General features: G+C 61.2%; 23 protein-coding genes and 1 pseudogene. 14 read left to right on the forward strand and 10 right to left on the reverse strand.

Translation table 11 applies throughout. The annotated features are described in order from the left end of the window. Window positions 1–12 precede the first annotated feature (12 nt). The 3 genes and pseudogenes from BLO80_RS03315 to BLO80_RS28815 form a co-directional block, all read right to left on the reverse strand. Window positions 13–672, reverse strand: a complete 660-nt coding sequence (locus BLO80_RS03315; protein WP_092326777.1) for a dimethylsulfonioproprionate lyase family protein — start codon at window positions 670–672, stop codon at window positions 13–15. Between the two features lie 172 nt (window positions 673–844). Further along, on the reverse strand, window positions 845–1,744 hold the full coding sequence (locus BLO80_RS03320; RefSeq protein ID WP_092326778.1) for a glycine betaine ABC transporter substrate-binding protein: 900 nt from the start codon (window positions 1,742–1,744) through the stop codon (window positions 845–847). A 257-nt stretch (window positions 1,745–2,001) separates the two neighbouring features. Continuing rightward, window positions 2,002–2,121 (reverse strand): annotated as a pseudogene (locus tag BLO80_RS28815) (electron transfer flavoprotein subunit alpha/FixB family protein); the annotation flags it as partial. 223 nt (window positions 2,122–2,344) lie between these two features. Between BLO80_RS28815 and BLO80_RS03330 the strand changes: the two are divergent. Beyond that, window positions 2,345–4,381, forward strand: coding sequence for an NADH:flavin oxidoreductase (locus BLO80_RS03330; protein ID WP_092326781.1), 2,037 nt, complete (start codon window positions 2,345–2,347; stop codon window positions 4,379–4,381). A 381-nt stretch (window positions 4,382–4,762) separates the two neighbouring features. Here BLO80_RS03330 and BLO80_RS03335 read toward each other — a convergent pair whose 3' ends face one another. From BLO80_RS03335 to BLO80_RS03345, 3 genes are all read right to left on the reverse strand, one after another. Beyond that, window positions 4,763–5,488: an alpha/beta hydrolase gene (locus BLO80_RS03335; protein WP_092326783.1), complete on the reverse strand. Its 726-nt coding sequence runs from the start codon at window positions 5,486–5,488 to the stop codon at window positions 4,763–4,765. A gap of 66 nt (window positions 5,489–5,554) precedes the next feature. Beyond that, on the reverse strand, window positions 5,555–6,667 hold the full coding sequence (locus tag BLO80_RS03340; RefSeq protein ID WP_092326784.1) for a M14 family metallopeptidase: 1,113 nt from the start codon (window positions 6,665–6,667) through the stop codon (window positions 5,555–5,557). Window positions 6,668–6,787: 120 nt separating this feature from the next. Then, complete coding sequence (locus BLO80_RS03345; RefSeq protein ID WP_092326786.1) at window positions 6,788–7,567, reverse strand: ABC transporter substrate-binding protein; 780 nt, start codon at window positions 7,565–7,567, stop codon at window positions 6,788–6,790. Window positions 7,568–8,495: 928 nt separating this feature from the next. Between BLO80_RS03345 and BLO80_RS03350 the strand changes: the two genes are divergently transcribed. Then, entirely contained in the window at window positions 8,496–8,780 is a 285-nt protein-coding gene (locus BLO80_RS03350) for a fructose-bisphosphate aldolase (protein ID WP_092326787.1), read from the forward strand. A 423-nt stretch (window positions 8,781–9,203) separates the two neighbouring features. Here the strand turns inward: BLO80_RS03350 and BLO80_RS03360 are convergent, their stop codons facing one another. Continuing rightward, a complete protein-coding gene (locus BLO80_RS03360) occupies window positions 9,204–9,638 on the reverse strand; it encodes a rhodanese-like domain-containing protein (RefSeq protein WP_092326789.1) in 435 nt (144 codons plus the stop codon). 103 nt (window positions 9,639–9,741) lie between these two features. On the opposite strand from BLO80_RS03360, the gene ftrA reads away from it, so the two are divergent. Next, window positions 9,742–10,701, forward strand: coding sequence for a transcriptional regulator FtrA (ftrA, locus tag BLO80_RS03365; protein ID WP_092326790.1), 960 nt, complete (start codon window positions 9,742–9,744; stop codon window positions 10,699–10,701). A gap of 167 nt (window positions 10,702–10,868) precedes the next feature. Here the strand turns inward: ftrA and cobF are convergent, their stop codons facing one another. Further along, window positions 10,869–11,627: a precorrin-6A synthase (deacetylating) gene (gene cobF, locus BLO80_RS03370; RefSeq protein WP_092326792.1), complete on the reverse strand. Its 759-nt coding sequence runs from the start codon at window positions 11,625–11,627 to the stop codon at window positions 10,869–10,871. Then, window positions 11,624–12,202: a histidine phosphatase family protein gene (locus BLO80_RS03375; RefSeq protein ID WP_092326793.1), complete on the reverse strand. Its 579-nt coding sequence runs from the start codon at window positions 12,200–12,202 to the stop codon at window positions 11,624–11,626. Before BLO80_RS03375 ends, cobF begins: the two co-directional genes overlap by 4 nt. 301 nt (window positions 12,203–12,503) lie before the next feature. On the opposite strand from BLO80_RS03375, the gene BLO80_RS03380 reads away from it, so the two are divergent. The 11 genes from BLO80_RS03380 (at window position 12,504) to BLO80_RS03430 (ending at window position 22,638) form a co-directional block, all read left to right on the forward strand. Further along, window positions 12,504–13,358, forward strand: a complete 855-nt coding sequence (locus tag BLO80_RS03380; protein WP_060738282.1) for a MurR/RpiR family transcriptional regulator — start codon at window positions 12,504–12,506, stop codon at window positions 13,356–13,358. A 2-nt stretch (window positions 13,359–13,360) separates the two neighbouring features. Further along, window positions 13,361–14,005, forward strand: a complete 645-nt coding sequence (locus BLO80_RS03385; RefSeq protein ID WP_092326795.1) for a cysteine hydrolase family protein — start codon at window positions 13,361–13,363, stop codon at window positions 14,003–14,005. Further along, entirely contained in the window at window positions 14,002–15,354 is a 1,353-nt protein-coding gene (locus BLO80_RS03390; protein WP_092326796.1) for a type I glutamate--ammonia ligase, read from the forward strand. Before BLO80_RS03385 ends, BLO80_RS03390 begins: the two co-directional genes overlap by 4 nt. Further along, the gene (locus tag BLO80_RS03395) at window positions 15,338–16,090 is read left to right on the forward strand and encodes an N-formylglutamate amidohydrolase (protein ID WP_092197118.1); all 753 of its coding nucleotides are present in this window, start codon (window positions 15,338–15,340) and stop codon (window positions 16,088–16,090) included. The genes BLO80_RS03390 and BLO80_RS03395 overlap by 17 nt, the downstream gene beginning before the upstream one ends. Before the next feature lie 71 nt (window positions 16,091–16,161). Beyond that, window positions 16,162–17,511 (forward strand): APC family permease, encoded by a 1,350-nt coding sequence (locus BLO80_RS03400; RefSeq protein ID WP_092326798.1) that lies wholly within the window; start codon window positions 16,162–16,164, stop codon window positions 17,509–17,511. Window positions 17,512–17,622: 111 nt separating this feature from the next. Next, window positions 17,623–18,639 (forward strand): arginine N-succinyltransferase, encoded by a 1,017-nt coding sequence (locus BLO80_RS03405; RefSeq protein ID WP_092326799.1) that lies wholly within the window; start codon window positions 17,623–17,625, stop codon window positions 18,637–18,639. A gap of 61 nt (window positions 18,640–18,700) precedes the next feature. Continuing rightward, window positions 18,701–19,735 (forward strand): arginine N-succinyltransferase, encoded by a 1,035-nt coding sequence (gene astA / locus BLO80_RS03410; protein ID WP_092326801.1) that lies wholly within the window; start codon window positions 18,701–18,703, stop codon window positions 19,733–19,735. A gap of 218 nt (window positions 19,736–19,953) precedes the next feature. Beyond that, window positions 19,954–20,727 carry a hypothetical protein gene (locus BLO80_RS03415; RefSeq protein WP_256574097.1) on the forward strand — a complete coding sequence of 258 codons (774 nt, stop codon included), beginning with the start codon at window positions 19,954–19,956 and terminating at the stop codon, window positions 20,725–20,727. Continuing rightward, window positions 20,724–21,365, forward strand: coding sequence for a cupin domain-containing protein (locus tag BLO80_RS03420; RefSeq protein WP_092326802.1), 642 nt, complete (start codon window positions 20,724–20,726; stop codon window positions 21,363–21,365). The genes BLO80_RS03415 and BLO80_RS03420 overlap by 4 nt, the downstream gene beginning before the upstream one ends. 39 nt (window positions 21,366–21,404) lie before the next feature. Then, window positions 21,405–21,587 carry a hypothetical protein gene (locus BLO80_RS03425; protein ID WP_092326804.1) on the forward strand — a complete coding sequence of 61 codons (183 nt, stop codon included), beginning with the start codon at window positions 21,405–21,407 and terminating at the stop codon, window positions 21,585–21,587. A gap of 181 nt (window positions 21,588–21,768) precedes the next feature. After that, complete coding sequence (locus BLO80_RS03430) at window positions 21,769–22,638, forward strand: isocitrate lyase/PEP mutase family protein (protein WP_060738292.1); 870 nt, start codon at window positions 21,769–21,771, stop codon at window positions 22,636–22,638. 144 nt (window positions 22,639–22,782) lie between these two features. On the opposite strand, the gene BLO80_RS03435 is transcribed toward BLO80_RS03430, so the two are convergent. Further along, window positions 22,783–24,012 (reverse strand): acyl-CoA dehydrogenase, encoded by a 1,230-nt coding sequence (locus tag BLO80_RS03435; RefSeq protein WP_092175058.1) that lies wholly within the window; start codon window positions 24,010–24,012, stop codon window positions 22,783–22,785. Window positions 24,013–24,098: the final 86 nt, after the last annotated feature.

Raw genomic sequence — 24,098 nt, forward strand, 5'->3', positions numbered from 1 at the left:
CCCGTGGCCGGCTCAAGCGCAGGGCTCATGGAGCAATCCCCACAGCGCCAGGAGTGGCACTTGGGTTGATCTCATCGCATGGGTGCAGGACGGAGGGTTTATGACAATGCTCCCTGCCCCGGGCGTCCACCAGCCTACGTCCTCGCGATACCAGTCGCCTGGGGACAACACCAGATAGAACTCAGCCGGAGGATGCTGGTGGAACGGATAACAGGTTTCAGGCGCCATGAGGGCCAACCCCAGGGTCATGCCGGGACAGTCGAACAATCCCCCTGGACCGGTGACCATGCCATGGCGATGCCGCTCCACGAACCGATCGTCCTGGCCGGCCTGGGCCTGACGATGGATCCAGGGAACATGGGGCACCAGCGCCTTCAACGCCTCCAATACCCCTGCCAGGTGTTCGGGGACGCTTGGCGCAGCGTCGAATGCCTGGGCCAAATAGGGCGCCAGGACTGCCGGTAACGCACGGGGCGTTGCCGGCGGCTTCTTGAGGGACCACTCGGTCGAGCCCAGGGCGGCGGCACAGGCCTGTGTCGTCGCGGAGGTACCGTCTCCCAAATGGTTCGAGAGGATTTCATGCAGCGATCGCCGGAGCCTCTGCGCGCTGCGGGCGACAGACGGATCCAACGACAAAGGCTCGCAGCGGGTGATCATCGTTTTCAACCCCATTCCTGAGTCAGACGCAGAAGAAGATGACAGGCTGCTCAACGTATCCCAGCGGTACTGGAGGCCGGTCCCGGCATGTCCCAAGGGTAGCCCGAACGGTATCGCTGACAGCCGACGCCCTTCACTTTGCGTCAAGGGCACCGAACTGCAAACACCTATCAAGCAACGGCGGCGATTACTGGCTGACGGTCGTCGAGGCGGTCTGACTGCCAAACATGGCCTCGAAGCGAGGTTTGTTGGCGGCGTAGTACTCGGCAACGACCTTGTCTGCCGAACTGTCACGGGCGGTCGCCATCAGCTTCTCAAGGTCGGCCTTGGGAATCTTGAAGTTGGCGAAGAACCGGGCGACATCGGGATGTTCGGCGCTAAAGCCTTTGCGGGCAATCGCGTGAATCTGCTCGGCGCCGCCGAAAATCTGCTTCGGATCATCCAGGTAGCGCAGCGGCCACTTGGCGAACATCCAGTGTGGGCTCCAGGCGTTGATCAATGCCCATTTGTCACGTTTGAGGTTGCGATCCAGCTCGCTCAACATCCCAGATTCTGAAGAGGCGACCATCTTGTAGCCTTCGAGCTTGTATTCCTTGATGGCCTTTTCCGTGAGTTTGTATTGGCCGTTGCCCACTTCCGAGGTCAGGATCTTGCCGTCGAGTTTTTGCCGCACTTCAGGCTTGTTGAGGTCCTCGACAGTGGCGAGTTCGCTGGTGGGAATGGACGTTGGCACGGCCATGCCGATCCGACCTTCATACAGCACACCGAGGTCTTCGAGCTTGTCCTGGTATTTGTCATAGAACGCCTTGTGAGTGTTCGGCAGCCAGACCATCGGAATCAGGTCGATATTGCCGTTGGCCAAGGCCTGGAACTGAATGCCAATGTCGGCGAGCACCAATTTGACCGGTTGCTTCAAGTGGTCGCGCAATGCGGTATCCGCCAGCTTTACAGCGATTTCCGTATCCGACCAATTCACCCAACCGATACGGATGGGCGTGGGTTCCTCGGCGTGGGCCATCAGGCTGCCAGCGGCCAGCGCCAGGCCGGCAAGCCAGCCGATACAAGTTTTACTGGAAAACGTCATCATGATGCATCTCCGCGTACTGTATTAATAGTTATTGGCAGGGCAGCAGAAGAATTCACGTTCCCTCATCAAAGCAGGAGTGCTATTACGCTCCTCAAGGGATTTTATGGTGTGCATGGATAAGTTCTAATTATGCGAAAACCTTGCATGTATCCAGGTCGCTCGGCCCTCCTCCGCCCTTTGGCGGAACTTATGAATGTCAGCATTCACAATGCTTTTTCGAGCGCCGGCAAGGCCTCGAACAGATCCGCCACCCACATCTAATCCGCCACCTGGGCAATCGGCGCTTCAGCGTCCTGGTCGATCGCAACGATGACCTTTGAACCGCTCATGCCCGCCAAATGTTGAATGGCGCCACTGATATTCGACGCGATGTAAAGCGGTTCCTGGCATGGCGCTTCGCACAGCCCCCTTGCACTTTGGATCGATGCGCGATGGCCGGCCGCACGAGCCGGCCCCCCCTGTTTCGACTGGATGGTAATCCTGGTTTTTACGTCACGCAAGGAAAATGTACACCTGTGTCCCAATCGTTGACACACATGAACATTCGACATACCGTCATGTCAAACCAAGCCTGATGTCCTGTTCCCGGAGCGCAACACCATGTCCAGCGATCCTCTGCTGCAGCCCTATAAGATCAAACACCTGACCCTCAAAAACCGGATCATGACCACCTCCCATGAGCCCGCTTATCCTGTCGACGGCATGCCGAAGGATCTGTACCGCGCCTATCACGTCGAACGCGCCAAGGCCGGCGTGGCGCTGACCATGACGGCGGGCTCCGCCGCCGTTTCCCGCGACAGCCCGCCGGTGTTCAACAACGTGCTGGCGTACAAGGACGAAGTGGTCAAATGGATGAAGGACATCACCGACGAGTGCCACGAACATGGCGCCGCAGTGATGATTCAACTGACCCACCTGGGCCGGCGCACGCGCTGGGACAAGGCTGATTGGCTGCCAGTGGTATCACCTTCCCATCGCCGCGAAGCGTCCCACCGGTCCTTCCCGAAAAAACTGGAAGACTGGGACATCGACCGGATCATCAAGGATTACGTGGACGCCGCCGAACGCATGAAGGCCGCCGGTCTCGATGGCCTGGAACTGCAGGCCTACGGACACCTCATGGATCAATTCTGGTCGCCGTTGACCAACGATCTCGACGGGCCCTACGGTGGTTCGCTGGAAAACCGGATGCGCTTCACTTTTGATGTGTTACGCGGCATTCGCCAGCGCTGTGGCGAGGACTTCCTGCTCGGGGTGCGCTACACCGGCGATGAGGACCTGCCCGGCGGCTTCGGTGCCAGCGACGGTCTCCAGATTTCCCACATGCTCAAGGACAGTGGGCTGGTGGATTTCCTCAACGTCGTGCGCGGGCACATCGACACCGATGCCGGCCTCACCGACGTGATCCCCATCCAGGGCATGCGCAACTCGCCGCACCTGGATTTTGCCGGCGAGATCCGCTCGGCCACCGGTTTCCCGACGTTCCATGCGGCCAAGATTCCGGACGTCGCCACGGCGCGACACGCCATCGCCTCCGGCAAGGTGGACATGATCGGCATGACCCGGGCGCACATGACCGATCCGCACATCGTGCGCAAGATCATCGAGAAGCGTGAAGAAGAGATCCGCCCCTGCGTCGGTGCCAACTATTGCCTGGACCGCATCTATCAGGGCGGCGCCGCGTACTGCATCCACAACGCCGCCACCGGCCGCGAAACCACCATGCCCCACGAAATTCCCAAGGCGTCGGTCAAGCGCAAGGTGGTGGTGATCGGCACCGGCCCGGCGGGCCTGGAAGCGGCACGGGTAGCCGGCGAACGTGGCCACGACGTCACGGTGTTCGAAGTGGCGGATCAGCCAGGTGGGCAGATCCGCCTGACGGCGCAGAGCGAGCGGCGGCGCGAGATGATCAGCATCATCGATTGGCGCATGGCGCAATGCGAACGGCTGGGGGTGAAGTTCCAATTCAACACCTGGGCCGAAGCCGAGACCGTCATGGCCGAGGCGCCGGACGTGGTGATCGTCGCCACGGGCGGCTTGCCCCATACCGAGGTGCTCAAGCACGGCAATGAACTGGTGGTGTCGACCTGGGACATCATTTCCGGCGACGTCAAGCCCGGCCAGAACGTGCTGATCTTCGACGACGCGGGCGACCACGCGGCGCTACAAGCGGCCGAGGTCATCGCCAACAGCGGTGCGAAACTGGAGATCGTCACGCCGGACCGGTCGTTTGCGCCGGAGGTGATGGCGATGAACCTGGTGCCTTACATGCGCAGCCTGCAAGACCTGAACGTCACCTTCACGGTCACCTATCGGGTCGACTCCGTGGAGAAGCGCGACGGTCAATTGGTGGCCCACTTCGGCAGCGATTATGGTCAGGTGCACAAGCAGCGCGTGGTCGATCAGGTGGTGGTCAACCACGGCACCCTGCCCCTGGACGATTTGTACTTCGAACTGCGCCCACACTCGAGCAATAACGGCGCGGTGGAGCAGCACAATCTGATCGCCGGGAAAACCCAAAATATCGTGACCAACCCGGAGGGCCGTTTCCAACTGTTCCGAATTGGCGACGCGGTGTCGGCGCGTAATACCCATGCGGCTATCTACGATGCGCTGCGGCTGGTCAAGGACATTTGAAGTCACGGCCTTGATTTGAGGGTCAGGGCCACTTTCCCATTCAACAGGTCATGCTGTTGCCCTTGAGGCGTTCGATAACCTGTGACGAGAGAGCTTGCTCCCACAGGGATTGTGGATGTTCGTGAGCTTTGCATTCAGCGCAGGACCATTGTGGGAGCGAGCTTGCTCGCGATGGCGGCGACACAATCAGCATTGATTCAAGCTGACCCACCGCTTTCGCGAGCAAGCTCGCTCCCACATCAGGGATTGTGGATGTTCGTGAGCTTTGCATTCAGCGCAGGAGCAGTGTGGGAGCGAGCTTGCTCGCGATGGCGCCGGCACACCTGGCATCGATGCCAGCTGGCTCTCCCCTATCGCGAGCAAGCTCGCTCCAACAGGGATTTACAGTGATCGGGGATTGAGCCGCTCCAGCCAGGCCCGCAGGTCCTGCACCTCCAGGGCACTGATGCTGTGGCCGACGCCGGGGTAGGCATGGAATTCCGGTTCCAGCGCCAGGGTCTTGAGGAAGGTGTTGGCCTCGGTGCCATCGTGGTAGGGAATGATCGGGTCGGCCGTGCCGTGGCCGATGAACACCGCCAGCGTCCGTCGTGATTCGTCGGGGGTCAGTTCCGCCTGCAGCACCGACAGGACCCGCCCGCCCATCGCGGCAATGCCGCCGACGGCTTCGGGGTGTCGCAAGGCCACTTCGTAGCTCATCATCGCGCCCTGGCTGAACCCCACCAGGTAGACCTTGCTCGCGTCGGTCGAATACTTGGCCCGGGCCTTGTCGATGAACTCCAGCAGCATCTGGCCGCTGGCCTTCAGGTCGGAGGGGTCACCGTCGTAGGCGCCCTCGCCCTTTTTGGCGAACCATTGGTAACGGTCCTGCTCCATGCTCTTGGGCGCGCGCACCGAGAGGTAGTTGTAATCCTGCGGCAACTCGTCCTTGAGTGCGAACAGGTCCTGCTCGTTACTGCCGGAACCGTGCAGGAAGATCACCAGCGGTCGGTTCCGAACCTGCTCATCGACTTGGGCCAGGTAGTTGAGCGGCAAGTCCGTGTGCAGCGAAGGTTGGGCCTGCAACCCGAACGAAACCAGCAGCAAGAACAGGGCGAGCGCTTTGAACATCGATCTTCCTCCATCGTTTTCGATAGCCGCACGGCAAGGCGCGTGCGGTGAGGTAGACAGCAGTTATCAGTCGTTGATCAATTTCCCCGTACGAATCGGTTCACGCCCAGCGACTTTTGCCTGCCAGATCCCCGGCTGCGTGTAGCGCCCGCGGTCCAGGGCAAACAGCACGCCGCTGGTGCCGGCCCGCACGGTGGTGACCCGATCATTCAGCGGATCGACCACTTCGAACAGCGGATCGCCCCGCTCCACCCATTCGCCAGCCTCCCGCAGGAAACTCACCACGCCATGGTGCGGCGCGAACAGGTATTGCGTGCCTTCGAACGGAAAGCCTTCGCAGCACTCGCTGGGTGCGGGCGGCCAGTCCCCAGCGATAAGTCCCTGCTCGGCGAGAAACCCGAGGATGGCTTCACAATTGGCCTGGGCCTGCTCCACCCGGGTATCGCCCATGCTGCCCAACTCCAGCGTCGTCGCCAGGTTCGCCGCGGGAATCGCCGCCGCAGGAAAGGCCTTGGCCAGGCGCAACCAGGGCGAGGAGCAGGACTCATCGAACGAACTGCCGCCCGAATCCTCGCACAGCAACGCCACACCGGCTTTCAAGCGTGCGGCCAGAGAACGCCACTGCGGCCACTGCTGTGGCAAGGCATACAAATGGATCGCCGCCTCGAAATCGCAATGCAGGTCCAAGGTGATGTCGGCGTCGCAGGCATGGCGCAGCAGCAGGCGATGCAGCGCTTCGAGTTGCGAAGGGGGTGGCGGCAAGTCGTCGAGGACCTCGGCCATGGTCTGGCGGATCAAGGTGATATTGGCGGCCGGGTCGTCTCCCAGGCGATCACCGATGCGTTGCGCCACCGGTGCACTGAGCTCCACGAAGGAGCGGTTGAAATTCTTGCCACTGCCCAGTTCGAAACGCCCCATGTGGGCGCTTTGCAGGTGTTGATCCAGGCCGATGGGGTTGGCCACCGGCACCAGTTCGATCACACCCTTGAGCAAACCCTGGGCCTCAAGATCGTTGAGCCGCTGCTTCAGCTCCCAGGCGGTGCGCATGCCCGGCAGTTCATCGGCGTGCAGGCTGGCCTGGATGTAGGCCTTGCGCGGCCCATGGCCGTAGCGAAACACACTGAGCCAGCGCTCGGTGCCCAGGTGGCTCCATGGCAGGGTATGGTCGATGCGTTGCATGAAATCTCCGAATGGCTAGGTGTAGGAGCTGTCGAGTGCAACGAGGCTGTGATCTTTCCCCAGACACTTGAATCTCAAGCGAAAGATCAAAAGATCGCAGCCTTCGGCAGCGCCTACCGATTAATGCCCGTAGACGTCAAAGGCGAAGTATTTGTCCTGCACTTTCTTGTACGTGCCGTTGGCGCGGATTTCGGTGATGGCCGCGTTGAATTGATCGGCCAGGGCCTTATCACCCTTGCGCACCGCAATGCCGGCACCGCCGCCGAAGTATTTCGCATCTTCATAGGTCGGGCCGACGAAGGCGAAACCTTTGCCGGCGTCGGTTTTCAGGAAGCCTTCGTCGAGGTTCACCGAGTCGGCCAGCATGGCGTCGAGGCGGCCGGCGACCATGTCCAGGTTGGCTTCCTGTTGGGAGCTGTAGCGCACCAGGTCGATACCGGCGGGCACCAGCACTTCGGTGGCGAAACGGTCATGGGTGCTGGCGCGCAGTACACCGACTTTCTTGCCCTTGAGTTCGGTCAGCGGGTCCTTGACGTTGGCGCCTTCCTTCATCACGAAGCGCGCTGGGGTGTGGTAGTACTTGATGGTGAAATCGACATTTTTCTTGCGGTCGTCGGTGATGGTCATGGACGAAAGGATCGCGTCGATTTTCTTCACTTTCAGCGCAGGGATCAGGCCATCGAACTCCTGCTCGACCCAGACGCACTTGACCTTCATCTGTTCACACAGCGCATCGCCGATATCGACATCGAAGCCAGCCAGCTTGCCGTCGGGGGTTTTCATCGAAAAAGGCGGGTAACCGGCTTCGATCCCGAGGCGGATCGGCTTGGCGTCTTCGGCCATGGCCGACAGGGACAACACGGACAGTGCCAGGGCACCGAACATGGCTAGCTTCTTCATTTTCGCTCCTGAGTGTGCAGGGGTTTTATGGGTCATTATTGGCAGATTCGTAGGCAGCGTTCGGTCAGTGAGGAACCGAAGTGGGCGGGAGTCTAGAGGGGTGCCCAGGAGGGGAATTGTGTGGAGGCGACAATTAGTTATAAAAATAGCTTGGTTTGTGTATATCCGTTGCTGCGGTAACGGCTACTTAGGGGTCCGCCCTGACGGCGGGTCACTTTCGAAAAGCCGGAAGCCGGCCCAGGCGAAAGTAACCAAAAACGCTCTGCCCAGGTAAAAGGCCAAAGCGAGGCGACCTTATAGCCGACCTGTCTCTTTTGTCGTACTCCGATCCAACTGTGGGAGCGAGCTTGCTCGCGAAAGCGGAGGGCCAGTTTGCGATGATGTTGGCTGTGCCTACGTCATCGCGAGCAAGCTCGCTCCCACACGTTTTTGACGCTCCGCGTTCCGTTTCTGAAATCAATTGCTCCTCTGGCCTTCTGAAAATCTCGTAGGAATCCCCCTTTTGTGGCGAGGGGATTTATCCCCGCTGGGCTGCGAAGCAGCCCCCTCTTTTCGTCAGACCAATCCCATGCCCAGGGTTTACGGCGGCTGCGCCACCGAGCGGGAGCAAGCTCCCTCGCCACGGGGTTTGTGGGCGTCCTACAGGTCAGTTGTTGCCTCAAAAATCCCCTTCTATAGTTCGGCTCATCTGCTGGCTTTGGTCAGTGGGGAGGGTTTCGCAGCCCTAACAACAGATGAGACTTTGCACCGTCGAATGAAAACTCAGGCAAACTTGCCCGCGTTCATTTTATGGCGGTTGCGCGTGGGAGACCTTCGGGTCTGCCGGGTTTGGTCTCTTCCTCGGTCTGCGAACCCGCGCGCAACTGCCACCCGTTTGATTCGCAGCAAACAAGGTGGCAATTCATTTTCCTTGATAGAGCCCAACCTTATGACGACAAATCAATCATCTAACCGCTTTACCCCGCTAACCCTCATCGCCACCACCCAACCCATCCTGTTCATCGACCGCACCGCCCCATTGCCCGAACTCCACGCCTGCGTCAGCGAACGCCTGCACGCCACCCTCGACTACCTGACGCTCATGGCCTGTACGACCCTGCGCGATTCAGCCGAGACCGACATCAACACCATCACCAACATCGCTCGGATCATGGTCCAGGATGTGGCGGATGTTTTTGGGGTGATTGAACAACGCGGACTCGAAGGGCAATAAAGCTTCCCTGAAAAGCGAGCTTGCTCAATATCCTCATCGACAGTGAAATCGCCTTCGCGAGCAAGCTCACTCCCACAGGGGAAACACATTCCCCCAGAACCAGGCCGGCTATAAGGCCGCCTCGCGTTTGATTTTGATCTGGGGCGCCCCGTTAACCACGATGGCCGAACGCAGGCATTGTGGAGTGGGCATCCCGGCATGGATGCCGGGATAGCCGCGCTGGGCCATGGATGGCCCTTCGCGGCGGGCCCACGGAACAATGCCGGAGTGAGGGCACACCGAGCCTAGGCGAGGTGCCGAGTGGTGGGGCAGAGCGTTTTTGGTTACTTTTGGCGCTCTTCCAAAAGTGACCCGCCGTAAGGGCGGAACCCTAAGTAGCCGTTACCGCAGCAACGGATATGCACACAAACTATAAAAACCAAGTCAGCAGTCGCAGCGGATCGCCTCGTCCGCCACGCGCTCCACCGAGCCGGTCAGGCGAAAGCCTTCATCGAGCCAGCCCATGACGCCGCCGATCATTTCCTTGACCGGGTAACCCAAGGTTGCCAGGCGCACCGCCGCCTTGTTCGCGCCATTGCAATGGGGGCCGGCGCAATACACCACGAACAGGGTGGTCTTGGCATAGGCGGCCAGTGCCTGGGCGGTGAGCGTGCGGGTCGGCAGGTTGATCGCCCCGGGTACGTGGCCGCGTTCGTAAGCCAGCGGTCCGCGTACATCCACCAGCACAAAGTCGACATTGCCGGCCTGTTGGCTGGCGTGAACGTCGGAACAATCCGTTTCGAATGACAGGCGACGGCTGAAATGCTGTAGGGCGATATCGGAAGGGGCGGCAGGCACTTCGCGAACCAGGCTAGTCATGGGGGTGTACTCCAAGGGTAGATAAAGGCGTGAAGGGACTTTATCCCCCCCAGGCTTGCGGCTACAGTGGCGTACAAGACACTCTGTGGGAATTTTCCGACAAATGCAGCCTCTCCCAGGTCTGGTCGCGATCCTCGCCTACGATGGCCTATGCACCTTTGAATTCGGCGTTGCCGTCGAGATCTTCGGATTGGAGCGCCCGGAATTCGATTTCCCCTGGTACGAGCATCGGATCGTCGCGGTCGATGACGGCCCGATGCGCGCCATGGGCGGCTTCCAGGTATTGGCCGATGGCGGCATGGAACTGCTCGAAACCGCCCGGACCATTGTCGTGCCAGGCTGGCGCAGCCGCAGCGAGCCACCTTCCGAGGCGTTGCTCGATGCACTACGCCGGGCCCACGCCCGTGGCGCGCGTCTGCTGTCGATCTGCTCCGGGGCCTTCGTCCTGGCCGCCGCCGGGCTGCTCGATGGCCTGGGCGCCACGACTCACTGGCGCTACACCGACGAACTGGCCGAGAGTTTTCCCGCCGTCCGGGTCGACCCGGATGTGCTGTACGTGGACTCCGGACAGGTCATCACTTCGGCGGGTAGCGCCGCCGGCATCGATGCCTGCCTGCACCTGGTGGCACGGGATTATGGCCTCCAGGTCGCCAACACCGTGGCGCGCCGGTTAGTGATGTCACCACAACGTACGGGCGGCCAGGCGCAGTTCATTCCCTCGCCGGTCAGCCGTACGCCACGCGGCGACCTGTCGAGCGTCATGCAATGGGCTCGCGAGCGCCTGCACGAACCCCTCGGTGTGCGCGAACTGGCCAGCCAGGCGGCCATGAGCGAACGCACCTTCCTGCGCCACTTCACCCAGGCCTGCGGCATGTCGCCCAAGGCCTGGCTGCAACACGAACGCCTGGCCCGGGCCCGCGAGCTGCTGGAAAGCACCGGCGACAACACCGACATTATCGCGCAACTGTGTGGCTACCGCTCGGTGGAAAGCTTTCGCGTGGCGTTTCGCAGCGTCGTGGGGTTGGCGCCGTCGGTGTACCGGGAGCGGTTTGGAAGGGGGTAAATAGCCTGCTGGCGATGAAGCTGTCGAACGCCGTCAGGGCGAGGAAATACAGGTGGGAGCAAAGCTTGCTCGCGATATGAGCGCCTCGATTTCTGGAAGATCGCATCGCCTGTATCGCGGGCAAGCCTTGCTCCCACATTCCTCTCGCCACAGGTTGATGTGCGGCATCATTGAGGCTTACGCAACAAATACGTATCCATGATCCACCCGTTGGCTTTTCGCGCGGCCTTGCGGGTGCGTTCGATGTCATCGGCCACATCCCCCAGCCGGCCGGCGATCAGGATTTCATCCGGCGTCCCCACATAGGCGCCCCAGTAAATCTGCGTATCGGGATCGCTCACCTGGCGATAGGCATCCTCGGCATCGAGCATCACCACCACGCTCGCCGCGTCGCCCACCTGCCCCGCCGCCAAGCGGCGTCCGGTGGTGATTTCCAGCGAACCACCAATGCTGTTCAACGGCACTTTGTGCCGGGCGGCCAGGGCCTGGACACTGGTGATGCCAGGGATCACCTCGAACTCGAAGGCACAACGGCCCCCGTCGAGAATAGTTTGCAGGATGCGCACGGTACTGTCGTACAACGCCGGGTCGCCCCACACCAGAAAACCGCCCCGCTGCCCGTCGGACAGTTCTTCATCGATCAACCGTTCGAAGGTGGCCTGTTTCGCACGGTTCAGCGCTTCGACGCTGTCCTTGTAGCCCAGGTCGCCGCGCTGGCGTTCCGGGCTGTAGGTTTCGACGAAACGGCAGGTGCGATCCACGATGTAGCGTCGACAGATTTCGCGCCGCAGGTCCAACAGTTTGTCCTTGGCCGGGCCCTTGTCCATGAGGAAGACCACGTCCAAACGGTTCAAGGCTTTCACGGCCTGCATCGTCAGGTGATCCGGATCGCCGGCCCCAATGCCAATGACTGACAACCTCTTCATCGCGGCGACTCCTGGCCAGGTTCCTGGGTACGCAAGCGCCATACGCCGTTGAAACGCAACTCCAGGGTGGACAACGGTTCAATGTCGATTCGATTGAATGTAGCGGCCGGGCAGCCCATGACGGTCATCAAGGCGGCGCGGATCACGAAGGGGTGGGTGACGGCCAGCAGATGCCCCGGTCGGGTTTCCAGGCTGACCAGCCAATCCCCGACACGGCGACACAACCGGGCGATGGATTCACCGCCATGGGGGGCCGCCTCGGCATCGTCAAGCCAGGTTTGCAGGGCCTGCGGTTCCACCTCGAGCAATTCATCGATGGACAACCCGCGCCAGCGTCCTAGATCGCAATCGGCCAGGGCCGGATCCACCTGGAACTCGTCGCCGAACAGCGCGGCCGTCTGGCGAGTGCGCAGTTCCGGCCCACACAGCAGTTGCCGGACGTTTCGATAGCCATGCTCGACCTGCCCGCGTCGCCTCAGCCAGTCGGCGTCCAGCGCTTCGTCCACGCTGAAGCGCGCCTGTTTCTGGGCAATGGTGCGGGCGTGGCAGATCAACGTCAGGCGAGTGGCTTGCACACTGGATTCTCGGTAATCGAACGGGTCGCATGGACGGGGATATTCCCGGGTTTAGTTGTACAGCACCTTATACGAAATCAAATAAGTGAGACAAAAAGGCGTTATATCCGACATGTCCAAGATGCAACGGCTGACATACTCATTCCACCCGGTCGAGACCAACTCCTACAGGGTTTTCGCACGACTTTGGAGCATTTTAAACGGAACGTAAAAACCACTGGACATGTAGCACCAGCTACATAAATACTGTTTTCAGGAGTTATGAAAGAAATTCAACATTACATCCAGGCAAGGAGCACGGATGCCGCCCCTCAGAGACCTGATCACCGATCCCGGCCTGGTGTTGACGCCGTCGGAACGCAAGGTCGTCCGCGCCCTGCTCGATCACTACCCACGCAACGGCCTCGGTCCGATGTCACGCCTGGCAGACCATGCCGGCGTCAGCGACCCGACCATCGTACGGCTGGTGAAAAAACTCGGGTTTGGCGGTTATGCCGAATTCCAGGATGCACTGCTCAGTGACATGGACCATCGCCTGCGCTCCCCTCGCACGCTGCTGCAACCGCGGGCCAAATTGCAGCAAGGCGATACCTGGAGCCAGTACCTGGCCGCCAGCCAACGCAACCTTGTCGACACCCAGGCCCTGACCCAACCCGAAGACGTGCGCATTCTCGTGCAGTGGTTGCTCGACAGCCGCCACCAGGTGCATTGTTTCGGCGGGCGCTTCAGCAGCTTCCTGGCCCACTACCTGCTCAACCATTTGCGATTGCTGCGCGCCGGCTGCTTTGCCCTGGAAGACAACGCCCAACTGCCTGACCGCCTGTTCGACGTACAGCGCCAGGACGTGGTGTTGATTTTCGATTACCGTCGCTACCAGGCCCAGGCCCTGCGCGTGGCCAGCGCGGCCAAGGCGCGGCACGCCCGGGTCGTCCTGTTCAGCGACGTCTATGCTTCGCCGTTGCGCGAGCTGGCCGACCTGATCATCAGCGCCCCGGTGGAATCGGCTTCGGCCTTCGACAGCCTGGTGCCGGCGCTGGCCCAGGTCGAGGCCCTGATCGCCTGCCTGACCTTGCAATGCCCCGAGCTGGCCGAACGCCTGGAAGGCATCGACGCCCTGCGCACGGAATTCAACACGCACCTGCTGGAGGAAAAATAAGGATGTTCTCGCTCCCCCACCGCTCGCCCCGGGATTTGCCGTTCACCCGCCAGCACACGGCCTTGCTGTTGGTGGACATGCAATGCGCCTGGCTGGAACCGCAATTCGATGCCCACCTGCACAGCCCCGAGGCCGAGTATTTCCTCCAGCGGGCCCGCCAGCAGGTCATTCCCAATCAGCAGCGCTTGCTCGAGGCAATGCGCGCGGCGCAGCACAACGTGTTGCACACTCACATCGAAAGCCTCACCGCCGATGGCCGCGACCGCTCCCTGGACCACAAGCTGTCGGACATGCACCTGCCCAAGGGCAGCCCCGAGGCGCAAATCATTGCCGAACTGGCGCCGCAGGAAAACGAAATCGTGCTGCCCAAGACCTCCTCCGGGGTGTTCAATTCCACCAACATCGATTACGTGCTGCGCAACCTGCAGACCCGGCACCTGATCGTCGCCGGAATCGTCACCGACCAGTGCGTCGACATGGCCGTGCGTGACGCCGCCGACCGCGGCTACCTGGTCACGCTGGTGGAAGACGCTTGTGCGACCTATACCGAACAACGGCACCTGGCGTGCCTGAACGCGATCAAGGGCTATTGCTGGATCACCGACACCGACACCGTACTCGCTCGTTTGCAGGAGATGCAGCCATGAGCCGTCTCGATGCCGCTGCCCTCCTCGCACCGCTGCCGGTCACGACCCTGGTGACCACCGACCTGATCGGCGTGACCCGCGGGCGCTCGTTTCCCAGCGATGAGTTGCCCCACTACGTCACCGCCGGTTGCGGCTGGGTGCCGGCCAACAGCGCGTTGACGCCCCAGGATGTCATCGCCTCGACCAACCCCTGGGGCGCCTATGGCGACCTGCGACTGGTACCGGACCTGTCCAGCCGGGTGATCGTCAACAATGGCCCCGACACCCAGGCGCCGGCCCTGGACTTCATCCATTGCGATATCCGGGAGACCGACGGCCGGCCCTGGAGCGCCTGCCCGCGCACGCTGCTGCAGGACGAAGTGGAGCGTTATCGCAGCGAACTGGGCCTGCAGGTTTTCGCCGCGTTCGAGCATGAATTCAACCTGGCTGCCACGCCTGCGCAACCTGATCGCCTGGCCTTCAGCCTCCAGGCCCAGCGCCAGCAGGCCGGGTTCGCCGGGTGGCTGCTCAGTGCCCTGCGGGCCGGCGGCGTCGAGCCGGAAATGTTCCTGCCGGAATACGGCAAGCAGCAATACGAGATCACCTGCCGCCCGACCCTGGGCGTGGCCGCCGCCGATCGGGCGGTGAACGTTCGGGAAATCACCCGCGAGATCGCCCGGCAGATGGGCCTGGACGTGAGCTTCGCCCCCAAGACCTCGGAAAATGCCGTGTGCAACGGCGTGCATCTGCACCTGAGCCTGCAAGACCTGAGCGCAGACCCGGTGCTGTATCACGCCGCCAGCAGCAATGGCTTGTCCAGCCTCGGCCAGCATTGGGCCGCAGGAGTGCTTCATTATCTGCCGGCGCTGTGCGCGCTGACCGCACCGACGCCGTTGTCCTACGCGCGCCTGCAACCTCATCATTGGAGCGCATCCTATGCGTGCCTGGGACAGCGCAACCGCGAAGCGGCGCTGCGCATCTGCCCGACCGTGAGCCTGGGAGGCAAGCCGCTGGCGAACCAGTACAACCTGGAGTTTCGCGCCATGGACGCCACCGCCTCACCGCATCTGGCGATGGCCGCGCTGTTGATTGCCGGGCGGTTGGGCATCCAGCACCGATTGGCATTGAACGCTGTCACCGATGAAATACCCGATGAGCTGGATGAAACACAACGTCGCGCCCGTGGCATTATCGCCCTGCCGACAACCCTGGCCCAGGCACTGGACTGCCTGCGCCACAGCGGGGCGCTGCTCGAGGCCCTGCCCGGCCCGCTGGTCGACACCTATTTCGCCTTGAAGGCCCAGGAGCAGGCCTTGACCCAGGCGCTCTCACCTGCCGAGCGTTGCGAGCACTATGCGCGAATCTATTGAATGTGCTGAATCAGGCCTCTACACCAGGCCGGCCTATCGACTGATCCGGGAGGAATCCGACCACCCGGTGCTGCTGGTGTGCGAACACGCCAGCCGGTTCATTCCCGTGGCGCTCAACGACCTGGGCCTGGATGAAACCGCGTCCCAGGAGCACATCGCCTGGGACATCGGCGCACTGCTACTGGCCGAACGCCTGTCCGAAACCCTCGGTGCGACCTTGCTGTCGGCCAATTACTCACGGCTGTTGATCGACCTCAACCGCCCGTTGCACGTGCCGGACAGCATTCCGGCCCAGAGCGAGATCTACCAGGTCCCGGGCAACCATGACCTGGACGAGGCCACGCGCGAATATCGCCAGCAGTGCCTGTTCCATCCCTTTCATGATCGCTTGCGGGCGCTGATCGACCGACGCCTGGCCGCCAACCGGCCGGTACGCGTGGTGGGCATCCACAGTTTCACCCCGGTGTTCTATGGCCAGCCACGCGCCCTGGAAGCCGGCGTGCTGTTCGGCGAAGCCAAGGAGTACGCCCAGCGCATCGTCGACGGACTGAGCCGGCATTCGCTGCGGGCAGCGGGCAACCAGCCCTACAAGATCAACCCCCTGACCGACATGACGGTCCCGGTGCACGGCGATGGCCGCGGCCTGGATTCGGTGCTGATCGAGGTGCGCAACGACCAGTTGCGCAGCCCCGAGGGGGTACGGACCTGGAGCGCCTACCTGGCGCCCCTGCTGTAGCGGCAGCGGCAAGTTACCAGCGACAGACAGCAAGCAAGCGCAACCCACACAGCTGAAAAGGAAAACGGCTCATGAGCATTGAGGCATTTGGCTACAAACAGGAATTGAAACGCGGCCTGTCGCTGACAGACCTGGTGGTATACGGGATGATTTTCATGATCCCCATCGCACCGTTCGGCGTGTATGGCTACGTCAACGCCGAGGCTCCGGGCATGGTGCCGCTGGCGTACATCATCGGCATGGTGGCGATGTTGTTTACCGCCTTGAGCTACGGCAGCATGGCCCGGGCCTTTCCGGTGGCAGGTTCGGTCTATTCCTATGCGCAACGAGGCCTTAACCCACACGTCGGGTTCATCGCTGGCTGGCTGATGCTGCTGGACTACCTGCTGATCCCGCCGCTGCTCTATGTCTACGCCGCCATGGCGCTGAACCATTTGTACCCGGACATCCCCAAGGTCGGTTTCATCCTGGCATTCCTGGTGAGCGCGACCTTCGTCAACCTGCGGGGTATCACGTTCACCGCACGAATGAACATCCTTTTCCTGCTGGCACAGCTGGTGGTGCTGGGGATTTTCCTGTTCTACGCCTGGAATGCCCTGCACGGCGGGGCCGGCCATGGCCAACTGACCCTGGCGCCGCTGTACAGCCCGGAACACTTCAACTTCGCCCTGCTGATGCAAGCCGTGTCCATCGCGGTACTGTCGTTCCTGGGCTTCGACGCCATTTCCACCCTGGCCGAAGAAATCAAGGACGACCCGGGCCGCAGCGTCGGCAAGGCCGCCTTGGTGACCTTGCTGGTGATGGGGGCGATTTTCGTGGTGCAGACCTGGATCGCCACCGATCTGGCAGCCGGCATGGGCTTCAAGTCCGCCGATACCGCCTTCTATGAAATCGCCGAATTGGCGGCCGGCAGTTGGCTGGCCACCTTGACCGCGGTGGCCACCGCCCTGGCCTGGGGCGTGGCAGTGGCGATCACCTCCCAGGCAGCGGTGTCGCGCCTGTTGTTCGGCATGGCCCGGGACGGCCAGTTGCCCAAGGTGCTGGCCAAGGTCCATCCGAAACACAACACCCCCTACATGAGCATCTATCTGGTGGCGGTGCTGTCGTTGCTGATCTGCTACCTGTTCATCAACGCCGTGGACACCCTGACCTCCCTGGTCAACTTCGGCGCCCTGAGCGGCTTCATGTTGCTGCACATCACCGTCATCAACCATTACTGGCGCCGCCAGCGGTCCGGCCAATTGATTCGTCACTTGATCTGCCCACTGGTCGGCTTCGTGATCGTCGCGGCCATCATGTACAACATGGGCGTGGCTGCGCAGAAACTCGGCCTGATCTGGATCGCCGCGGGTGTGGTCTATCTGTGCCTGCTCAACAAATTCGGCAGTCGTACAGCCCTGCCCGATCCGGCGGGTCAATGAGAAACGGCGGTCGAAGGGTTCGGCCAGCCATGGTTGTAACGCGTGGACATCGACAGTGATCGTCAAGCCCGGTGCCGGTCACCGGGTTCTCTGGGAACAGGAGTGCAATCCATGCTGGCCTTACGTCCAGTTCAATTAGCCGATCTGCCGCAACTGCAACGACTGGCCCGTGACAGCCTGGTGGGCGTCACGTCACTGCCGGACGATACCCGGCGGCTGGAGGAAAAAATCCTCGACTCGTGCGCCTCGTTCGCAGCCGATGCGCAAGGGCCGGGGGCAGAGAATTACTTTTTCGTCTTGCAGGACCTGGAATCCGGGCGCCTGGTCGGTTGTTCGGAAATCCTCTCCAGCACCGGTTGCAACGAACCGTTCTACAGCCTGCGCAACCGGCCGTTTTCCAGCGAATCCCGGGAGTTGAACATTCAGCACGGCGTACCCGCGTTGTCACTGTGCCAGGACCTCAACGGGCAAACACTGCTGCGTGGCTTCCACATCGACGCCGAACGGGTGCGCACGCCGGAATCAGAGCTGCTGTCCCGGGCCCGGCTGTTGTTCATCGCCGCCCACCCCCAGCGTTTCGCCGAATCGGTCATCACCGAAATCGTCGGTTTCAGCAGCGAAGACGGCCAGTCGCCCTTCTGGGACGCCATCGGCCAGCACTTCTTCGACCTGCCCTACGTCGAAGCCGAACGGTTGTGTGGCTTGCAAAGCCGGACCTTTCTCGCCGAGCTGATGCCGCAGTACCCGATCTACGTGCCCATGCTGCCGCCCGCAGCCCAGGCCTGCATCGGCCGGGTGCATCCCGATGGCCAGGAAGCCTTCGACATCCTCGAGCGCGAGGGTTTCGAGACCAACAGCTACGTCGACCTCTTCGACGGCGGGCCGACCTTGCATGCCCGTATCGCCAATATCCGTTCCATCACGCAAAGTCGCACCACTACGGCCAGGCAGAGCCCGCAGATTGACGCACGGGGCCTGTACCTGGTGAGCAACGAGCACCTTGGCAACTACCGGGCCATCGTCGCCGAGCTGGACGTCGGCGCCGACGGCCCTGTGGCCCTGTCACCCGCCATGCTGACGGCCCTGGACATCGAGGATGGCGCGCGGATCCGGGTGATCGCCCTATGAACCCCACTCGATCCCATGGCCTGCACCGACGTTTGGACCGACACGATGAAGGAGCTGCATCATGATTGTCCGTCCGGTGGCCATCACCGATCTGCCTGCCTTGCTGGACCTGGCCCGTTGCGCGGGCCCGGGGTTTACCAGCCTGCCGGCCAACGAAGAGCGCCTGGCCCACCGCGTTCGCTGGGCCCAGCGGACCTTCGCCGGCCAAGTCGAACGTGCCGACGCCGACTACCTGTTCGTGCTCGAAGACGATGACCGGCAGGTGGTGGGTATCAGCGCCCTGACCGGGGCGGTGGGGCTGCGTGAGCCCTGGTACAACTATCGGGTCGGGGTCACGGTCAGCTCGGCGCCGGAATTGGGAATCCAGCGGCAGATCCCTACGCTGTTTCTCAACAACGAGATGTCCGGGCAATCGGAAATCTGCTCGTTGTTCCTGCACCCCGAGCAACGTCACGGGCACAACGGGCGCCTGCTGTCCCTGGCGCGCCTGCTGTTCGTGGCCGAGTTTTCCCAGCTGTTCGGCGAAAAACTCATTGCCGAGCTGAGGGGGCATGCCGACGAACAAGGCTGTTCGCCGTTCTGGGACAGCCTGGGACGGCATTTTTTCCAGAAGGATTTCAGCTACGCCGACCAGTTGTCCGGGATGGGCAACAAGTCGTTCATCGCCGAGCTGATGCCGCGCCAGCCGCTGTACACCTGCCTGCTCACCAAACAGGCCCAGGCGGTGATCGGCAAGGCCCACCCGAACACCGAACCGGCCCTGAAGATCCTCAGTGCCGAAGGTTTCAGCCATAGGGGCTACATCGACATTTTCGACGGCGGCCCGGTGATCGAAGCGCCGGTGTCGAAAATCCGCAGCGTACGCGACAGCCAGGCGCTGACCCTGGCCATTGGCACTCCGGACGAACGGGCGCCAGTGTGGCTGATCCATAACCGGCGCCTGGAAAACTGCCGCGTCACCAGCGCCCGCGCGCACCTGCATGGCCACAGCCTGCTCGTCGATCGCCTCACCGCCAAACGCCTGCAAGTGCAACCGGGTGACACGGTGCGCGCCGTGGCGCTGCTCAGCCAGGGGCAGCAGGCAGTGGCGGCATAACCTTTCTCGCGCCTCGCACACCAATGTCCGATCACCGCCGCCCCGGCGGCCGGTCTTATCGTCCTGCCAAAAGCGCAGCGTTACCGAGTTGCCCCGTGCTGCCTCTTTAACAACTCAAGTATTGTTCATCGGCAATACTTCCCGACAATTCCATAATTGCCTCCACCCCCTCCCAAAACCATACTTGTGCCCATCGCCCTACTTTACCGAACCCGCTCATGATCAAGACTCTGATTTCCACGCACCTGCCGCCTGAAGAGATCGCAGAACAAATAAAAACATTGGACATGACCGCGCAAATCAATCAATTAATTGCCGAGCTGAACAACCAGCCAACATTTGCAGATGCCCGTTCTCGACGTGCAGCCATCATGAATATTACCAACTTGCACACGGCCACCATCACGTTGCATTGCACGAACATTGGCAATATCAGCATCAAGGCAATGATATCCATCGGTGACGCTTCGCAACTGTATTCAATACCCGGCCAAAGTATTCTGTTCGCCGTTGATCGACCCTTCGACGTACAGCGATATACCCTCAAGGGGCCTCGGCTTGAAAAGGCCGACACCGTACACATAGATAAAAACAACCCGCTGGTGATCGACGGCCGCCAGGCACTCTTTGACTACTGCCGCCCAGCGCAAACGAACACGGGGCTGATGGGCAGGGTCAATCTGCCGGACAGGAGCGCAGACATCGGTGTATTCGATCGTGCCTCGTTACGCAAGGTCGCCTGGCTGCCCCATGACGACAGCGCCGCCCGCTACCTGGTAAGCCTGGAACTGCTCGAAACGGTTCAAGACCCCGAACGCAGCCGCGTCGCCGGGGAGCTGGTCTACCACTATCATCCGGCCGTGGCGTGGAAAGCCTTCCAGATGCTCTATCGGGCCAATCCCCAGGACGCCTTGAGCTACATCCCATTACTGAAAAAACACCAGGATTCGCGCCTGGACAACTTGCTCCAACCGTTCGAGCAGGCGGCATGAAACTGGAAGCCTTTGTCGAGCGATTGAAAACCCATGACCTGCGGCGAGATAAATCCCGGATTATCGAAGACCTGCGACAGTTGGCCAAGAATCGCGCTTTGTTGAGCGATCATCTGTATGCCACGATCCAACGAGACGGCTTTGATACACGCAGCCGCCTCTATAACGCCTATGGGTTTGTTCTGCACCGCAATGACTCGTTCAGCCTTCGCTTGAATTTCTGGGCACCGGCAGGAACGGCTGATGAAAAAGAAACGTTCATCTATAACCTGAACCACAGTCACGACTTCGAGATTTATGCCGTCGGCTACAGCGGTGACGGCTATACCACTGTCACCCGCGAGATACTCGACGACCTACCGCTGCAAAAGAATAAGAGACCGCGCCTGGGTAAAGCGCGACGACTAAAACTTGCACCCGGCCAAGTGCTGTACATGCCAGCACTCAAAGAAATCCATAGACAGATCCCGCCGATGTCAATGTCGGCGTCATTGAGCCTGCTCGTTCATCCGCAACATTGGCTCAAACTCGATGAAGCCTGGTGTTTCGATAAGGATTACCGACCGCTTTACCCGGGTGTGGCGACGCAAGAAGTCGCGCTATTCACTGACACTGTGTCATTGCTCAACACCGGATAGTCGTTTCGTTGTCCGGCATTTAAAAAGAAGGAGAAAATCATGAATGACCTGATGCAAGACTGGGATGAAACACCCTTGTTGCGAGCCGGCGCCCAGGTGATCGACACCGCAACGCAGTTGATCAACGAAACCCACTGCACAATCCCCGGGTTTCCCACTCGCTTCAACGTTGCAAACATCCACGAGCTCAAGCAACTGTGGAGCGTGCCAACCTCGGACTGAGCGACACACCACGGACGCTTTCGCTGGCCGCAGACTGACCGGGTTTGCGGCCTTTCCCATGCAGCGAAAACATCGCCCATGCATATTCGTCATCATCTTTGCGCTTGCCACGTGATAGCCTTTGGATCTTTCGGCGTTGACACTTTTGCTCAAGCCTTTCCATTCCATTGGTGGAACTCATATGTCCAGGCTTTCCCATCAAGATTTGCGTCGTAACTTTCGTCAACTGCTGGCTTCCAAGACCTGCTACCACACCGCCTCGGTGTTTGACCCGATGTCGGCACGCATCGCCGCCGACCTGGGTTTTGAAGTAGGCATCCTGGGAGGCTCGGTCGCGTCGTTGCAAGTATTGGGCGCGCCGGACTTTGCCCTGATCACCCTCAGCGAGTTTGCCGAACAGGCTACCCGTATCGGTCGCGTGGCCCAGCTGCCGGTCATTGCCGACGCCGATCATGGCTACGGCAATGCCCTGAACGTGATGCGCACCATCATCGAACTGGAACGGGCCGGCGTCGCGGCGCTGACCATCGAAGACACCTTGCTGCCGGCCCAGTTCGGACGTAAATCCACCGACCTGATCGGTGTAGCCGAAGGCGTCGGCAAGATTCGGGCAGCGCTGGAGGCACGCGTCGATCCGGAAATGGCGATCATCGCCCGGACCAACGCCGGGATCTTGCCGGTCCAGGAAATCATCAGCCGGACCCAGCAATATGAGCGTGCCGGGGCCGACGGGATTTGCATGGTGGGCGTGCAGGACTTCGATCATCTGGAAAAAATCAGTGAAAACCTGACGGTGCCGTTGATGCTTGTCACCTACGGCAATCCGCTGCTGCGCGACGACAAGCGCCTGGCGGACCTGGGCGTACGCGTGACCATCGATGGCCACGGCGCCTACTTCGCCGCGATCAAGGCCACCTACGACAGCCTTCGCGAACAACGGCAGATCTTCACCCAGGCCTCGGACCTCAGCGCCACCGAACTGACCCACACCTACACCCAGCCCGAGGACTACATCCGTTGGGCCGAGGAGTACATGAGCGTCAAGGAGTAAGAAGGCTCACTGTCCTGGAAGCCGCCATCGCGAGCAAGCTCGCTCCCACAGTGGGTTTGCTGCGCGACGTCTATCTCGGCAAACACCCCATTCCCTGTGGGATGTGTGGTGAGTGCGATGGCGTTGCCAGGGTGAAACAGGCTTTCAGCGGCCGCTACGCAACAGCTCCTTGGGCACGTACTTGCCGATCTCGAACTTGCCGATGGCGGCGCGGTGGACTTCATCCGGGCCGTCGGCCAGGCGCAGGGTGCGTTGCATGGCGTACATGTAGGCCAGCGGGAAATCGTTGGAAACCCCGGCACCACCGTGGATCTGGATCGCCCGATCGATAACCTTCAAGGCCACGTTCGGCGCGACGACCTTGATCTGGGCGATTTCACTTTTCGCCACCTTATTGCCCACCGTGTCCATCATGTACGCCGCCTTCAACGTCAGCAGGCGCGCCATGTCGATCTCCATCCGCGAGTCGGCGATCTTATCGATGTTACCGCCCAGGCGCGCCAACGGCTGGCCGAAAGCGGTGCGGCTGACGGCACGTTTGCACATCAATTCCAAGGCGCGTTCGGCCATGCCGATGGAACGCATGCAGTGGTGAATCCGGCCTGGGCCGAGTCGACCCTGGGCTATTTCAAAACCGCGGCCTTCGCCCAGCAGGACGTTTTCGTACGGCACCCGCACGTTGTCGAACAGCACTTCGGCATGCCCGTGAGGCGCATCGTCATAGCCAAACACGGGCAACGGCCGGACGATCTTGACCCCGGGGGTGTCCACCGGGACCAGAATCATCGAGTGCTGGGCATGGCGCGGCGCATCGGGGTTGCTCAGGCCCATGAAGATCAGGATCTTGCAGCGCGGGTCGCAAGCGCCCGAGGTCCACCATTTCTTGCCATTGATCACCCACTGGTCGCCGTCACGCTCGGCGCGGGCAGCCATGTTGGTGGCGTCCGAAGAGGCCACGTCCGGCTCGGTCATGGCAAAGGCCGAACGAATCTCCCCGCGCAGCAGCGGCTCGAGCCAGCGTTGCTTCTGTTCTTCGTTGGCGTAGCGCACCAGCACTTCCATGTTGCCGGTGTCCGGGGCCGAGCAGTTGAACGGCTCCGGCCCCAGCAGCGAGCGCCCCATGATCTCTGCCAGCGGCGCATATTCCAGGTTGGTCAGTCCGGCGCCCAGCTCGGACTCCGGCAGAAACAGGTTCCACAGGCCTTCTGCCTTGGCCTTGGCCTTGAGCTCTTCCATGATGGCCGTGGGTTGCCAGCGGTCGCCCTCGGCCACTTGTCGTTCGAACACCGCTTCGGCCGGGTAGACGTAGGCGTCCATGAACGCCGTGACGCGTTCACGCAGTTCCTGAACCTTGGGGGAATAGGCAAAATCCATGAGCAGCACCTTCTTGGCAGAGGTTGTTTTAGGTCATGAAATCGATGCTAGTTCAGCTACGAAAATTTACCTAACCTATTCTCGGC

This window comes from Pseudomonas sp. NFACC56-3 (genome assembly GCF_900100025.1).
In the GTDB taxonomy this organism is placed as follows: domain Bacteria; phylum Pseudomonadota; class Gammaproteobacteria; order Pseudomonadales; family Pseudomonadaceae; genus Aquipseudomonas; species Aquipseudomonas fluorescens_AA.